This window comes from Mesorhizobium sp. M7A.F.Ca.US.006.04.2.1, from assembly GCF_004022915.1.
GTDB lineage: Bacteria > Pseudomonadota > Alphaproteobacteria > Rhizobiales > Rhizobiaceae > Mesorhizobium > Mesorhizobium ciceri.
The window spans coordinates 1-14,149 of the sequence record NZ_RZQA01000054.1; the positions used below are offsets into that span (position 1 = coordinate 1).

Genomic DNA, 14,149 nt, shown 5'->3' on the forward strand with positions numbered 1-14,149 from the left:
AGCCTGATCTCGCAGGGCGCCAATTCCCTGATCATCCTGGCGCAGGATGCTTCGGCCATCGGCCCGGCCGTGCAGAAGGCGCTGGACGAAGGCATTCCGGTCGTCGGCTATGACCGGTTGATCGAGAACAAGGACGTTTTCTATCTGACCTTCGACAACAAGGAAGTCGGCCGCATGCAGGCCCGCGAAGTGTTCAAGGTCAAGCCGGAAGGCAACTACGTCTTCATCAAGGGCTCCGGTGCCGATCCCAATGCCGACTTCCTGTTCTCGGGCTCGATGGAAGTGCTCAAGGAAGCCATTGACAGCGGCAAGATCAAGAATGTCGGCGAAGCCTACACGGATGGCTGGCTGCCCGCCAACGCCCAGAAGAACATGGAACAGTTCCTGACCGCCAACGACAACAAGGTCGACGCGGTGGTCGCGGCCAATGACGGCACTGCCGGTGGCGTCGTCGCGGCGCTGACGGCTCAAGGCTTGGCCGGCACCGTGCCGGTCTCGGGGCAGGACGGCGACCACGCCGCGCTGAACCGCATCGCCCTGGGCACGCAAACCGTGTCGGTGTGGAAGGACGCGCGCGAGCTCGGCAAGAATGCCGCCGAGATCGCCTCGCAACTGGCCGACGGCAAGAAGACGAGCGACATCGCCGGCGCCAAGGACTTCACGACGCCGGGCGGCAACACCGTCAAGTCGCTGTTCCTGACTCCGGTTGCCATCACCAAGGACAATCTCAACGTCGTCATCGACGCTGGCTGGATCAAGAAGGACGAAGTCTGCGCGGGTGTCGCTGCCGGCACCGTCGCGGCCTGTAACTGATCCGGACCACTTCGAAATATCTGAACGCCGCGGCCCAAAAGCCGCGGCGTTTTCTCAAAGAATTGTGTTTCCGCATCATGCGGATAGCTTCTAGGCTGGGCTCCGGCATGCGCGTCAGACGGCCAGCCGGTGGGAGGAAATCATGACCGACACGACGTCCAACCCGCAGGCCGATACGGCGCGCGCGTCGGAACTCGGCGCCGTCGCCCGGTTCCTGAAGGCGACCGAGATCGACACCCGGATGCTCGGCATGATCGGCGCGCTGCTGGTCATCTGGATTGGGCTGCATGTCATTTCCAGCCTGCGCCTCGGCGTCAACCCGCTCGATTTCGACAGCCGCACCTTTCTCACGCCGCGCAATCTGTGGAACCTGTCGGTGCAGACATCCGCGGTCGCCATCATGGCCTGCGGCATGGTGCTGGTCATCGTCATGCGCAACATCGACCTGTCGGTCGGTTCCGCCGAGGGCCTGATCGGCATGGTGATGGGATTTGCCCAGGTGCATTTCCTGGTGCGTTTTGTCGGGCTCGAACTCGGCAATCCGTGGATCTGGGTCCTGGCGCTGGTCATCGGCCTGGCGCTCGGCCTGTTGATCGGCGCCTTTCAAGGCTTCGTCATCGCCTATCTCGAAGTGCCCGCCTTTATCGTGACGCTGGGCGGCCTGCTGGTCTGGCGCGGTGCTGCCTGGTGGGTCACATCAGGCCAGACCGTGGCGCCGCTTAACGCCACCTTTCAGCTGATGGGCGGCGGGCCGGCGGGATCGATCGGCGCAACCTGGAGCTGGGTTGTCGGGATCGTCGCCTGCCTCGCCGTGGTGTTTGGGCTGTTCAACGGGCGGGTGCAGCGCAAGCGTTTCCGTTTTCCGCTACGTCCGATCTGGGCCGAGGCGCTGCTCGGTGTCGTCACCTGCGGCGCCATCATGGGTGCGGTCTGGCTCGCCAACTCCTACCCCTGGCCGATCGGCATCGTGAACAGATATGCGGCCGCCAACAACATCACCGTTCCCGAAGGCGGCCTGTTCATCGCCCACGGTATCGCCATACCGGTGCTGATGGCGGTCGCCGTCGGGCTGGTCATGACCTTCATCACCAACCGCACCCGTTTCGGCCGCTATGTCTTCGCCATCGGCGGCAATCCCGAGGCGGCCAATCTCGCCGGCATCAACACGCGCTGGATCACCATGAAGGTGTTCATGATCATGGGCGTGCTGGCCACGATTGCCGCGGCGATCTCCTCGGCCCGGCAGAATTCGGCCACCAACGTGCTTGGAACGCTCGACGAGCTGCTCGTCATTGCAGCCGCCGTGATCGGTGGCACATCGCTAGCCGGCGGGTCGGGAACGATCATCGGCGCCATGCTCGGCGCCCTGCTGATGCAGTCGCTGCAGTCCGGCATGGTGCTGCTTGGTGTCGACTCGCCGCTGCAGAGCATCGTCGTCGGCGCCGTACTGGTGATCGCCGTGTGGCTCGACACCGTCTATCGCAAGCGCGTCTAGGAGGGCATGCCATGACTGACAAGACTGCTCCTGCAGCCACCGCGCTGATCGACATGAGGAACATCTCGATCGCGTTTGGCGGCATCCGCGCCGTCGACGACGCCTCGATCGATCTTTTCCCCGGCGAGGTCGTGGCGCTGCTCGGCCATAATGGCGCCGGCAAATCGACATTGATCAAGATCCTGTCCGGCGCCTACAAGCGCGATTCGGGCCAGATCTTCGTCAACGGCGAGGAGGCATCGATCTCCAACCCGCGCGACGCCAAGAAATACGGCATCGAGACGATCTACCAGACGCTGGCGTTGGCCGACAATGTCGACGCCGCCGCCAATCTGTTCCTCGGCCGCGAGTTGATGACCGCCTGGGGCACGCTCGACGACGTTGCCATGGAGGCCGAGGCGCGCAAGGTGATGGGTCGGCTCAATCCCCGGTTCCAGCGTTTCAAGGAGCCGGTGATCAAGCTGTCGGGCGGCCAGCGGCAATCGGTGGCGATCGCGCGTGCGATCCTGTTCAACGCCCGCATCCTGATCATGGACGAGCCGACGGCCGCACTTGGTCCGCAGGAAACGGCGCAGGTCGGCGAACTGGTCAAGCAGCTCAAGTCCGACGGCATCGGCATCTTCCTGATCAGCCACGACATCCACGATGTGTTCGAGCTTGCCGACCGGGTCTGCGTCATGAAGAACGGCCAGGTGGTCGGCACCGCCCGCACCACTGATGTCACCCAGGACGAGGTGCTGGGCATGATCATTCTGGGCAAATGCCCGCCAGGCGCCATTCCCGGACCGGGCGCGCTGAAGATCGCGGCCTGAGATCAAGCCAGATCGCGGTTGCCGGACACGTGATATGCCAGCCGTAGGGATGGCTTGGCCTTGGCATTGTGTTGGCAGGGCGACTTGCGCATAAAGGTCCGACATTGCTCAGGGACCGCACGATCCGTTGAAGAAGCTTTTCCCGATCATCGCCTTTATCGCCGTCGCGCTGATCAGCATGGTGATGGCAGGTTTTGCCTACTTCGCCACGCAGGAAGCCGCGCGCATCAAGTTCGAGGCGACTGCCGACGATGCGCTCAACCGGATCGAGAGCCGCATCGACCTGCATCTGTCGCTGCTGCGCTCGACGCAGGCCCTGTTCGACGCCCGCAATGGCGATATTTCTCGCAATGAGTTCAAGGCCTTCTTCACCGCGCTCGATGTCGACAAGAATTTCGCCGGCTTGCGCGGTATCGGCTTCCTCAGGCTGGCAAAGACGGGCGACGAGGCGACGGTCGAACGCGACATGCTGCACGATTATGGCGTCAGTCATCCAATCTACCCGGATACCACGCAACCCTGGCGCACCCCTATCGTGCTGTTCGAACCGCTGGATCCATCCAATCAAGCCGGCATCGGCTACGACATGTTCAGCGAACCGGTGCGGCGTGCGGCGATCGAAAAGGCGATGTCCGACGACCAGCAGCATGCCAGCGGGCTGGTGCAGCTAGGCCAGGACACGGGCGCCGCGCAGACGTTCACCGGCTTCTTCGTTTTCGTGCGGCTCAATGTCGAAACCGCTCCCGACGTCATCAATGCTTCGAGATCCTCGACATCAGGTTTTCTCTATGCGGCCTTTCGGGCTCGCGATCTGTTCCAGACCGCGCTCAGCCGGTCGCCGCTTTTGCCGGTCAACACCGAAATCTATGATGGCGATGGTGCCGTGAACGGCGACAATCTGTTGTTCCGGTCGGAGACGCCGCCGGCTTCCACTTTCGGGAACAGGCTGCTGGTCACGCGAAAGATCATCGTCGCCGGACAGCCATGGACTGTCCTGTTCCGGCCGACAAGCGCCTTCTCGCAGCCGTCGTCGCGCGCCATTCCGGTGATGCTGGGGCTGTTCGGCCTGCTGTTGGCGGGCGCAATCGCGCTTGTGGCGCGCTATCAGGAGCGGGCCTATGAGGCAGCGTCGCGATTGCACGAAACGACGGAAAAGAGCCTGATCGAAAAAGACCTGATGCTGCAGGAGATGAAGCATCGCATCAAGAATTCGATCACCAGGGTGCTGGCGATCGCGCGTCAGACGGCATCGCGGGCGACCGACGTCAACGAGTTTTCAGCGTCCTTCTCGGCCAGGCTGCAGGCGATGGCGGCCTCCCAGGACATGCTGACGCGCTCACGCTGGCAGAAGGCCGATCTTGGCGATCTCCTGCGCATCGAGCTGGGTCAGGTGTTCGGCAAGGAGCTGCCCGATGAGCTGTTGTCGGGACCACAGGTGCTGCTCGACGAAACCACGACGCAAGCGCTCGGCCTGACCTTCCACGAACTGGCGACGAATGCGCTGAAATACGGCGAGGCCGGCAATTCCGTTGGGGCGCTGAAGGTGGACTGGTCGCTCGAAGGCCGAGGGCGCGACAGGATGCTGGCTCTCAACTGGCGCGAAAACGGGCAGAAGAAACTTGAAGCGCCCGCCGAGACCGGATTCGGCACCAAGCTGATCGACCTCAACGTGACGCGCGAATTGCGCGGTACGATCAAACGGGATTACCAAGCCAATGGGCTGAACGTGGAAATCAAAATTCCACTCGCCAATTGAGCGCGACCGTTGCCGACAAGGGGGAAGCATCCAGACATCAAAAACCCGGAAGCCGGCGGACCGGCCTCCGGATCGACGTTTCGATTATCGCCGAATTAGTTGCAGCGAGCCGTGTAGATCCGGCCGCGATGATCGCGATATTGGCAATAGCCGTTGCGCAGGTTGCGCACCAGCAGGCCGGAACCGGCACCCACGGCCGCGCCGATCAGCGCGCCCTTACCGCCGCCGACCAAGCCGCCGACACCGGCGCCGATCAAGCCGCCGCCAACCACGTCCTTCTCAGTCGAGGTGCAGCCGCTGACCGCGACCACCGCAACCAGGGCAATAATCATCTTCCGCATAGAGTCACTCCTCACTTTGTGTCCTCACTTTAGTAAGCTCCAGCCGCCATTTAGCATGAAATGACGGCCTTTGCTGCTGCAATCTATTGTTGGTGAAGATAGTCTTTTTCTGGGCGTATCGTGTTCGATGCCATTACCAGGCTGGAAATTGCCAAAGACGCGTCAAGCGTACCATCGGCGCGCACATTCCAGACGATCTGATCATAGTCGTCCTCAAGCGCCGGATCGACCGCAAGGCATTTGGCGACGATGTGGTCAGCCTGCCCTTGCACGTCGCCCAAGACGAATGGGCGTTCGGCCACGCATTGCTCGGCCGTCGCGAAAACGCTTACGGGCACCTGGAGTTCACGGCAGTCGGCCATCGTGTTCGAGCAACCGATGACCAGCAACAATGCAGCGATATGTTCCATGGCGAGAAGTCCTCTCGCCATAGTAACGGTCTACATTCGCCAAAGTTCCTGGCTGGCTTGATCGGCCGGGGAAATAAGATGGCGCTACAGCCGATTCGGCCACCGGCCGAAACGACGTGGCCTAGTAGACCAGTTGGTGCAGGGCGACCGCCATGATCACCGCCACCAAGGCCAGCGCAACAAGGCGCAAAGCTCCGTTGGGAACAGGAGCCAGCGGTGGCGCGGAAGCCTCGGAGTCCTCAAACTCGCCCATGGAAATCCGGGCGGCCTGCTCCAGTCTGTTCATGTCGGCAACCGTCAAGGCATTCCTCCCACCATACTGCAAATCCTGCTGCGGAAATGTTCGGTGATGCAACAAGTTCCAGCGGTATCTGGGAAAAACAGCATCTGCTTTTATGGTGAACGGCGGGTTAAGGAAGGTCGCTCAATCCGTCTCGAAATTGCCGTGCGGAACGACAAGGCGGTATTCAAGGCGGCCAGCCGCGATTTCGAGCGTCGCCGTTCCGTTCAGTGACGCCGGCACGACCCGTTCGAGTGCGACGCTGCCGAAGCGCTTCTCGCTACGCCTGACATCACTGGCGCCGATTGCCTCCGCCCATGTCAGGGACAGGGAGGTTCCCGTGTCGTCGGCGGTCAGGTTGGCTGTAACATTGACGTACCCGCCGGGCCGCGACAGGGCGCCGTAGCTCACCGAATTGACGGCGAGTTCATGCATCGCAAGGCCGATATGCAAGGCAGCGTTGGGATTGAGATAGGGGTTTGCCCCCTGAAACCTCAGGCTGCGAACCGGATCGCCGCCATAGCGGCCAACCTGGCCCGACACGAGTTCGCGAAGTGCTGCACCCCGCCAGTTGGAAGAGGTCACGAGATCCTGGGACGAGGCCAGCGATTGCAGCCGGCCGCGAAAGCGTGTCAGGAAATCGCCGATGCTGTCGGAGTAGCGGCCGGTCTGGGTGGCTATGCTCTGGATGATCGCCAGCAGGTTTTTCGAGCGATGGCTCACCTCTCGCAACAGCGTCGTCAGGGTCTGCTCGCGGCGCTTCTGCTCCGTCGTCTCGACCATCGTGGTGACGACGCCTTGCACGGTGCCACCATCGCCGTGATCGGCATCGATCCACACTTCGAACCAGCGGCTGCCATCCTCGACGGGAACGCTGATCTCGAGACGTTGGGGGTTGCCGGATGCAATGACGTCGCGCTTGGCCGCGCCGATGCGGTCGGCCTGCGCCTCCGGCAGGATGCCGATGCTGTCGGCGGTGTCCGAAACCCAGGGCGCACGCATGTTGCGCGCCCATACGGTTTTCATCTCGCGATCCTGGTAGAGAACGGAAATGCCGGCATTGTGCAACGCGTGAAGAAGAGCACGGCCGAGCTGCATGCCGCTGTCGGCGGGATGGAGGGCGATGACTTCATCGCTTTGCACGGCGTCTTTCCTGTTTCCGGTCCTGGAACCCATCGGCCAATCTGTCCACCCAATTCAGGCTGAACGGCTCATCGTTGAATGGGTTCCAAACAGGTTTCCGGAAAACCCGCCGCCAAAAACGGTCCGCCGGACGGCGTCCTTTGAGGGACACCGCCCGGCGGTGGCTGGAAACCGTTTGAGGGGTGCGGCTTCCAGTGTTCGGCCGTCCGTCCTTACGAAGCCCGTTTGAACAGGCCCGCAAGAAGCGAAATGACCAGGAAGGCGAGGAAGATGAAAAACAATATCTGCGCTATGCCGGCGGAGGTACCGGCGATGCCGCCGAAACCAAGCGCGCCGGCGATGATGGCAACGACGAGAAATACGAGCGCCCAGTAAAGCATGATCCATCTCCTTCGAATGGTGCGATGAAAACGTGGGTGGTTGCGGTTTGTTCCCACCCTTTGCCGAAAAAGACCGTGCTTGCAAATCGTTCGAGCGGAACCGCAGGAATTCACCTCGCCGCCCGGGTGCATCAGGCGGCACGAAGTGACGAATTGATCATCTGGAGAGATTCGGGAGCGAGGCTATCGCCTTGGGTTCGTCAATTCCTCCACTCCCAATTCCCGACTATGCGGCGGCTTTCGCCTGCCGGTCAAAGAACAGTGCCTGGCTGATCAGCGCCTTGACCATGTCGGGATTGAACGGCTTGGTGACCAGGAAGGCCGGTTCCGGTCGTTCACCAGTCAACAGGCGTTCGGGGAAGGCGGTGATGAAGATGACCGGCACCGACGTCGATGACAGGATTTCGTTCACGGCCTCGATGCCGGAACTGCCGTCGGCAAGCTGGATGTCGGCCAGCACCATCTTCGGTCGCGTCTTGCCGAACATCATCACTGCCTCGGCATGGGTGCGCGCCGTTCCAACGACGCGGTGCCCGAGGCTCTCGACCATTTCTTCGATATCCATGGCGATCAGCGGTTCATCCTCGATGATCAGAACGTCGGTTGCCACCTGACGGGATATCTCGTTGCTCGCCTGGGCAAGCAACTCTGAAAACTCCTGATCACCGACGTCAAGGATCTCAGCCGCTTCCTCCTCGCTGAAGCCTTCGACCGCCACGAGCAGGAAGGCCTGACGGGGCCGCGGCGCGATCGCATTCAGATTGGCGGCGGTGCGCTGTTCCCACGCCGATTGCGCCTGTTCCTGTGGAACGCGGATGGCGACCGATGTGAAAAGCTTGGCGAAAACCTTGTACAGCGCGATGCGGTCGCTCGATGCTTCGGGAAATATCTCGATATCGGCGATGATGGCTTCAAGCATCGCAGCGACCAGCGCGTCACCACTCTCTTGCGACCCGGAAACAGCCCGCGAGAAGCGGCGCAGGAAGGGCAGATGTGGTGCGATGGTGGCGGATAAGCTCATGGTAAGACGTCTCCCTCAGAATGACGCGATTGCGTAGCAGGTCAAGCTGACTGCAAGCCGTGATAACGCGGATTTTTTGAAAAAGTTCCACCTCGACGGAACAAAAGCCGGGGAGTGGCGTTTGTGGTGGGGATGGGCAACCAGACGAGGGCGCCGCTTGCGTTGTGTTGAGTACGGTAAGAGCGGCTTGAGCGCTGGGAATACAAGGGCAAAATGAAGGATATGACGAAAGATATTCTGACTGGCGCCGAGAGCAGGCGCCGGAACGGTTCTGGTGACGCTCTTGGGCCGAACTCCGAAATCGGACGCAAACTCAAACAATATTACGACGCGCTGGTCTCCGACGATGTGCCGGATCGCTTTTCCCAGTTGCTTAGCCAACTGGAACAGGCTGAACCCGCACAGAAGAAGGACTGAGGCATGGCCGCGGTCTCACAAGGCTTCAAGACTGATCTGCTTGGGGCAATCCCAAGTCTGCGCGCGTTTGCCGTGTCGCTGACGCAAAATGCCGATAAAGCCGACGACCTCGTCCAGGAAACACTCGTCAAGGCTTGGGACAAGCATGAGAGCTTCCAGCCCGGCACCAATCTCAAGGCCTGGCTTTTCACCATCCTGCGCAACGAGTTCTATTCGCAAATGCGCAAGCGCGGGCGCGAAGTGCAGGACAGCGACGGTATCATGACGGCCAGGCTTGCCGTTCATCCGGCCCAGCACGGTCAACTCGACCTGAAGGACTTTCGCGGGGCGCTGGAGCAGTTGCCGGAGGACCAACGCGAAGCCATCATCCTCATCGGCGCATCTGGTTTCTCCTACGAGGAGGCCGCGGAGATCTGCGGCTGCGCGGTGGGGACGATCAAGAGCCGCGTCAGCCGAGCCCGTACCCGCTTGCAGGAGATCCTGAAAATATCAGGTGAGGACGAGTATGGTCCGGACGCGATTTCGGCCCAGGTAACGAGTTCGCCGGCGAGCTGACCGCGATCGCGTCTCAAGCGCGTCCGCAGGCCGCCGCGACCGCTTGCACCAGGTCTTCGCCTGAGTAGGGTTTGCCAACCAGCCTGACGCCCGGAAACGATGCCTTGATTTCATCGGCATCCGAATAGCCGGACGCAAACACGAAAGGTATGCCTGCCGCGCGCAGCCCGGAAGCGAAATCGATCGTCGAGGCGCCGCCCAGCATCAAGTCGACAATGGCTGCATCGAATCGCGTGGCGACTTCCCGGCCATCGACCTCGGTCAGGTCACGGGCGATCACCACCTCATCGGCGCCATGATCGCGGCAAAGTTGCTCGACATCCATGGCGATGAGAAATTCGTCCTCCAAAACGAGAATCCGCAATCCGTCAAGCAATGTGGGCACAGGCAAAGACTCCTTGAAACGCCGGAGTCATGATCGCTAATTGGCTTGCTGTCATTTAAAAAAGACATGTGGCCAGCGGGCGGAACCTCAATCCTTGCAACGCGTTGAAACGCGGCTCTCCAAGAGCGGCTTTCGAAGGGGGTCGAGCGGGCTTTCGAAGGGGGCGAAATGTCAGTCCAGAACAATAACGCTTTCTCCAGCCGCCAATATCCCTGCGAGAACTGCCCATTGCGGCCGTTGCCGGTTTTCCGCGACTTCGAAAAACAGGAGCTGGCCTTCATCAGCAAATTCAAGAAGGGCGAACTCGCGGTCGACAAGGGCGACACGGTGCTGGTGGAGGGAAGCCATAGCGCCCATCTCTACACCGTGCTCTCCGGCTGGGCGTTTCGCTACAAGCTGCTGCGGGATGGCCGTCGCCAGATCCTCAATTATCTCATGCCCGGCGATCTGATCGGCCTGCAAGGCAGTGTGATGGGCGAGATGCAGCATTCCGTCGAGGCACTCTCACCGATGCTGCTGTGTGTTTTCGAGCGCGAATATCTGCACGAGCTGTACCGCAATCATCCCGGGCTGGCCTACGACATCACTTGGATCGCATCGCGCGAGGAGCGGATGCTGGACGAGAATCTGCTCAGCCTCGGGCGCCGCAGTGCGATCGAGCGCGCCGCCTATCTCATCGCCTTCATCGGCAGCCGGGCCAAGGTCGTCGGACTGAATGGCAGCCAATCCGTCCAGATACCGATCACGCAGCAGCACATTGCCGATACGCTCGGCCTGTCGCTGGTTCACACCAACAAGACGATCCGCAAGCTGATGGATCGCAAGCTGATCGTCTGGCGCGACGGCGGCTGCGCGGTCTCCGACAATGAAGGGCTCAAGCGGCTCGCCGGCTGGGAAGGACTGGGCGAGGCGCGCCGGCCACTAATCTGAGGAAGCGTCTTTTTGCGAAGCCGGCGGATCGGGTGCGCGCCGATGCGTTTTCGGCTACTTTGTCCGCAGTGCCGGAACCATGAGGCGCGCAGCGCGTTTGAAACCGAGCAATCACAAGGAGTTAAGCCATGGCCACTGCCGCAGGAAAGACCGCAACCGACGCCCGTGCAAATGCGGACCTGGAAGCCGACATCAGGCAGTTGAAGGCCGACATCGACAAGCTCACCAAACAACTGGCCAAGACCGGCGAGCATGGCTATGGCACCGCGCGCCGTGCAGCGACAGAAGGGGTCGAGCAGTTGCGCGCGCAGGGCGAAGCAGCCTTTGACAGCTTGCGCAGCAATGCCAAGGACATCGAAGCGCAGATGATGGCAAGCGTGCGTGAAAAGCCGGTGACGTCACTGGCAATCGCCGCTGGCGTCGGCTTCCTTTTCGCGCTCATCGCGCGTCGCTAGTCGCGCTACAGATGGGAATGTTGGCAACCCTGATCTCGGGCCTCGCCTCGGGGGAAACCGTGGCGGCCGTTCATCGGGCGCGCACGGCGGCAATCGTCTATGTGATCGCCATGGCCGCTGCGCTTTGCGGTCTCGGCTTTCTGGTCGGGGCCGCCTATATCTGGACGGCGATGCGCTACGGCTCGCTTGCCGCCGCGCTCGGGTTTGGCGCCGGTTTCCTGGTGCTCGCCGGACTTATCCTGCTGATCTACCGGATATCCGCAGGTTCGCGCGCCCGGCGCCGGGCGCAGCGCCGCAATGCCGACATGAAGGCGATCGGCGTCACCGCCGCACTCGCCGTGCTGCCGAGCCTGCTCAAGGGAAAAGGCGGTCTCGGCGCCATTCTGGGGCCGGCCGTGGCGCTCGCGGCCTACGCCATCTACCGCGAGAATGTGAAATCCGACGATCCGGATGAGAGCGAGCGGACATAGAGCTGTTGGGAGATCACTTCGACAGCTCTTCCAGGGGCATCGATATTTCGGCAAACACGCCTTCCGGCCGGAATTCATGGGTCACTTCGCTGGAAATGACCTTGGCCAGGCTGCGGCGAATGAGGATAGAGCCGAAGCCTTGCCGATCCGGCGGAGCGACTTGCGGCCCGCCGCTTTCGCGCCAGGTCAGCACAAGACGCCGGGCATCCTTCCTGCCTTGCGTCCTCCAGCCGAGGTCGACCCTGCCTGACGGCACCGACAGCGAGCCATATTTCAGCGCGTTGCTGGCGAGTTCATGCAGGATCAGGCCAAGCCCGACGGCCTGGTCGGGCGACAGCAGCAGGTCGTCGCCGGAGATCGTCATGCGCGGCTGCTCGGCCGTTTCGAAAGGTCTGACCTCGATCTGGACGAGTTCACTGATGCCGATGCCACGCCACTCGCGGTCCGACAACAGATTGTGGGCGATGCCCAAGGCCTGAAGCCTGGCGCCGAAGGCCTCGAGGAACTGGCTTGGCTGGCGGGCATGGCGCACGGTCTGGGTTGCCAGCGCCTGGACGGTCGCCAGAGTGTTCTTGACGCGATGGTTGAGTTCACGCAGCAGCAGCCGTTGCCGTTCGTCGCCGAGCTTGCGCTCGGAGATGTCGTAATTGACGCCGAAGATCAATGTCGGCTTGCCGTCGCCGTCACGCTCGATGACACGGCCGCGCGTGGCGAGCCAGCGCGGCGGGTGAAAGCCCTTCACCCGGTATTCGCCGAAATAGTCGTCGCTGCCGGTCAAGGCGTCGCGAAAGCGGGTTTCGGTCTGGTAGACGTCGCGCGGATCGATGGCGGTGAGGATGTCGCGTGCGCGCAGCCGGTTGGAGCGCGGCAGGTTGAACAGCTCCGACATCAATGTGTCGCATTCGATGACATCGGTGCGGATATCCCATGCCCAGCTGGCGAGCGAGGCCGCATCGAGTGCGATGGCGCGTCGTTTTTCCTCGCGCGCAAGTGCGGCCTCGGCGATCGCGCCGCTGCGGGTTGCGTCCTTTAGGGTGAACAGGCTGGCGGCGAGGCCGGCGAGCGCCTTCAACTGGTCGAGCTCGGCTCGGGATGGAAAACCATGCGGCTCGCGGTCGAGCACGCACAGCGTGCCGATGCGGGCACCTGCCACGATCATCGGCGCGCCGGCATAGAAGCGGACATGGTGCTTTCCGGTGACCAGCGGGTTGGTCTTGAAACGGGGGTCCGCCGTTGCATCCACGACCACCATCGGCTCGTCGCCGGCGGCAATCGCATGGGCGCAGAAGGAGACGTTGGTCGCGGTTTCGGTCTCGTCCAGGCCGAAGCAGGATTTGAACCAATGCCGTTCAAGGTCGACGAGTGTGACCAGGGCCATCGGCACCTGCATCACCGCTGCGGCAAGGCTGCTGACGCGGTCGAAATCGGGGTCGGCCGCCGTATCCAGCATCTCCAATCCGTGCAGCACGGCCAGCCGGTCGACATCCATGACTGCTAGCGCAACTTCGGCCGGCAGATCGGGTGCTGTTTGCGTCTTGCCAATCACCCCAATTGCCTCGTCCCGGTCTTCGTCGCCGCATGCTTGCGCTGGTGCAAGGCCAGCACGCTTTTCCGGAACCATCCTAGCGAGGAACCGTTACCCGACCATGATTTGCCGGGCGCGCCAGTTGGTGCCGAATGAGACAGGGATCGAGCATGGCCAAGATCATTCCAGAAAACAAGGCGCGGCAGGGGCGATGGGGCTGGCATGGATTTCGGATCCTGATCGCCGCACTGCTTCTGGTGTTTGCTGCATGGGGCATTGCCGAGATCTATGGTGTGTTGATCAAGGCGCCTAACAGCGATGAACAGCATGTGCCCACACCGCCCAACACCACCGAGCAGGCTCCTGCCGGGTAAAGCCGGCCTGTCCGTTGCGTCGCACCTCATCAGGCGGCTCTCGACTGGGCCGCGCTCGCCGGAACCAATACATTCAGTGCGCCAGGCTGGATCTCGATTACCGTTTCACGGTCAAGCCTGACCAGTTCGCCGTCCATGACGGCGCGAAATTTGCGGCTGCCCGAATGGATTTTCAGCACCGTTCTGTTTGTCTGGTGGATTTCGACATGTTCGTTGTCGCGCCATTTGCCGCGCGCCATGTTGAAGAAGAACTTGACCAGTTCGGCGCGCTGCTTCGCCACCGTGACATAGACACCGAGCACGCCGCCCGCAGGATTGTCGGCATAAGGCAGATGGCCTTCGCCGAATAAGTTGTTGGTGATGCCGATGCCGGTGATGCGTGCCGCCATTTCGGCATCGCCGATGCTGAGCGTCACATTCATCGCAGGTGGATTGTTGATCGTTGCCCAAGCCGCCTTGGCCGAGGCGCGGATCTTTCCCAACCGCGAACCGAACTCCATCTTCTGGCGCAGTTGCACCATCTTCGCGTGCATGCCGATCGAGAACTGGTGCACGAAAGGTTGGCCATTGGCCGTCGCCACATCGAC

At 61.8% G+C, this 14,149-nt stretch carries 18 protein-coding genes and 1 pseudogene; 10 read left to right on the forward strand and 9 right to left on the reverse strand.

Translation table 11 applies throughout. The features are described from left to right. The 4 genes from EN925_RS05085 to EN925_RS05100 form a co-directional block, all read left to right on the forward strand. Positions 1 to 813, forward strand: an 813-nt coding sequence (locus tag EN925_RS05085) for a substrate-binding domain-containing protein (protein ID WP_128336388.1), incomplete at its 5' end; no start/stop codon positions are given. 142 nt (positions 814 to 955) lie between these two features. After that, positions 956 to 2,308, forward strand: coding sequence for a sugar ABC transporter permease (locus EN925_RS05090; RefSeq protein ID WP_013529275.1), 1,353 nt, complete (start codon positions 956 to 958; stop codon positions 2,306 to 2,308). 11 nt (positions 2,309 to 2,319) lie between these two features. Next, positions 2,320 to 3,120, forward strand: coding sequence for an ATP-binding cassette domain-containing protein (locus tag EN925_RS05095; RefSeq protein ID WP_013529276.1), 801 nt, complete (start codon positions 2,320 to 2,322; stop codon positions 3,118 to 3,120). A gap of 127 nt (positions 3,121 to 3,247) precedes the next feature. After that, entirely contained in the window at positions 3,248 to 4,876 is a 1,629-nt protein-coding gene (locus EN925_RS05100; RefSeq protein WP_127369333.1) for a CHASE domain-containing protein, read from the forward strand. A 95-nt stretch (positions 4,877 to 4,971) separates the two neighbouring features. Here the strand turns inward: EN925_RS05100 and EN925_RS05105 are convergent, their stop codons facing one another. The 6 genes from EN925_RS05105 to EN925_RS05130 all read right to left on the reverse strand — a co-directional run bounded on the left by EN925_RS05105 (position 4,972) and on the right by EN925_RS05130 (position 8,451). Then, a complete protein-coding gene (locus tag EN925_RS05105) occupies positions 4,972 to 5,217 on the reverse strand; it encodes a YMGG-like glycine zipper-containing protein (protein WP_013529278.1) in 246 nt (81 codons plus the stop codon). An 83-nt stretch (positions 5,218 to 5,300) separates the two neighbouring features. Further along, positions 5,301 to 5,627, reverse strand: coding sequence for a hypothetical protein (locus EN925_RS05110; protein ID WP_013529279.1), 327 nt, complete (start codon positions 5,625 to 5,627; stop codon positions 5,301 to 5,303). 121 nt (positions 5,628 to 5,748) lie between these two features. After that, positions 5,749 to 5,928, reverse strand: coding sequence for a hypothetical protein (locus tag EN925_RS05115; protein ID WP_013529280.1), 180 nt, complete (start codon positions 5,926 to 5,928; stop codon positions 5,749 to 5,751). Between the two features lie 123 nt (positions 5,929 to 6,051). Beyond that, entirely contained in the window at positions 6,052 to 7,083 is a 1,032-nt protein-coding gene (locus tag EN925_RS05120; RefSeq protein ID WP_063169141.1) for a sensor histidine kinase, read from the reverse strand. Positions 7,084 to 7,262: 179 nt separating this feature from the next. Further along, positions 7,263 to 7,430, reverse strand: a complete 168-nt coding sequence (locus EN925_RS05125; protein ID WP_013529282.1) for a DUF1328 domain-containing protein — start codon at positions 7,428 to 7,430, stop codon at positions 7,263 to 7,265. Between the two features lie 226 nt (positions 7,431 to 7,656). After that, positions 7,657 to 8,451 carry a response regulator gene (locus EN925_RS05130; protein WP_013529283.1) on the reverse strand — a complete coding sequence of 265 codons (795 nt, stop codon included), beginning with the start codon at positions 8,449 to 8,451 and terminating at the stop codon, positions 7,657 to 7,659. A 213-nt stretch (positions 8,452 to 8,664) separates the two neighbouring features. Between EN925_RS05130 and EN925_RS05135 the strand changes: the two genes are divergently transcribed. Continuing rightward, positions 8,665 to 8,868 carry a NepR family anti-sigma factor gene (locus EN925_RS05135; protein WP_032809255.1) on the forward strand — a complete coding sequence of 68 codons (204 nt, stop codon included), beginning with the start codon at positions 8,665 to 8,667 and terminating at the stop codon, positions 8,866 to 8,868. A 3-nt stretch (positions 8,869 to 8,871) separates the two neighbouring features. After that, positions 8,872 to 9,423: an RNA polymerase sigma factor gene (locus tag EN925_RS05140; RefSeq protein ID WP_013529285.1), complete on the forward strand. Its 552-nt coding sequence runs from the start codon at positions 8,872 to 8,874 to the stop codon at positions 9,421 to 9,423. 13 nt (positions 9,424 to 9,436) lie between these two features. Here the strand turns inward: EN925_RS05140 and EN925_RS05145 are convergent, their stop codons facing one another. Beyond that, positions 9,437 to 9,808, reverse strand: coding sequence for a response regulator (locus EN925_RS05145; RefSeq protein ID WP_027163154.1), 372 nt, complete (start codon positions 9,806 to 9,808; stop codon positions 9,437 to 9,439). Positions 9,809 to 9,976: 168 nt separating this feature from the next. On the opposite strand from EN925_RS05145, the gene EN925_RS05150 reads away from it, so the two are divergent. The 3 genes from EN925_RS05150 (at position 9,977) to EN925_RS05160 (ending at position 11,663) form a co-directional block, all read left to right on the forward strand. Then, positions 9,977 to 10,738 carry a Crp/Fnr family transcriptional regulator gene (locus tag EN925_RS05150; protein ID WP_063173193.1) on the forward strand — a complete coding sequence of 254 codons (762 nt, stop codon included), beginning with the start codon at positions 9,977 to 9,979 and terminating at the stop codon, positions 10,736 to 10,738. Positions 10,739 to 10,866: 128 nt separating this feature from the next. Further along, positions 10,867 to 11,193: a DUF883 family protein gene (locus EN925_RS05155; RefSeq protein WP_013529287.1), complete on the forward strand. Its 327-nt coding sequence runs from the start codon at positions 10,867 to 10,869 to the stop codon at positions 11,191 to 11,193. A gap of 11 nt (positions 11,194 to 11,204) precedes the next feature. Beyond that, positions 11,205 to 11,663: a hypothetical protein gene (locus EN925_RS05160; protein WP_013529288.1), complete on the forward strand. Its 459-nt coding sequence runs from the start codon at positions 11,205 to 11,207 to the stop codon at positions 11,661 to 11,663. Between the two features lie 13 nt (positions 11,664 to 11,676). Here the strand turns inward: EN925_RS05160 and EN925_RS05165 are convergent, their stop codons facing one another. Continuing rightward, positions 11,677 to 13,152 (reverse strand): HWE histidine kinase domain-containing protein, encoded by a 1,476-nt coding sequence (locus tag EN925_RS05165; RefSeq protein WP_164753653.1) that lies wholly within the window; start codon positions 13,150 to 13,152, stop codon positions 11,677 to 11,679. 206 nt (positions 13,153 to 13,358) lie between these two features. Here EN925_RS05165 and EN925_RS05170 point away from each other — a divergent pair, with 206 nt between their 5' ends. Continuing rightward, the gene (locus tag EN925_RS05170) at positions 13,359 to 13,562 is read left to right on the forward strand and encodes a hypothetical protein (RefSeq protein ID WP_013529290.1); all 204 of its coding nucleotides are present in this window, start codon (positions 13,359 to 13,361) and stop codon (positions 13,560 to 13,562) included. A gap of 29 nt (positions 13,563 to 13,591) precedes the next feature. Here EN925_RS05170 and EN925_RS05175 read toward each other — a convergent pair. After that, positions 13,592 to 14,149, reverse strand: a pseudogene (locus tag EN925_RS05175) (diacylglycerol kinase family lipid kinase); the annotation flags it as partial.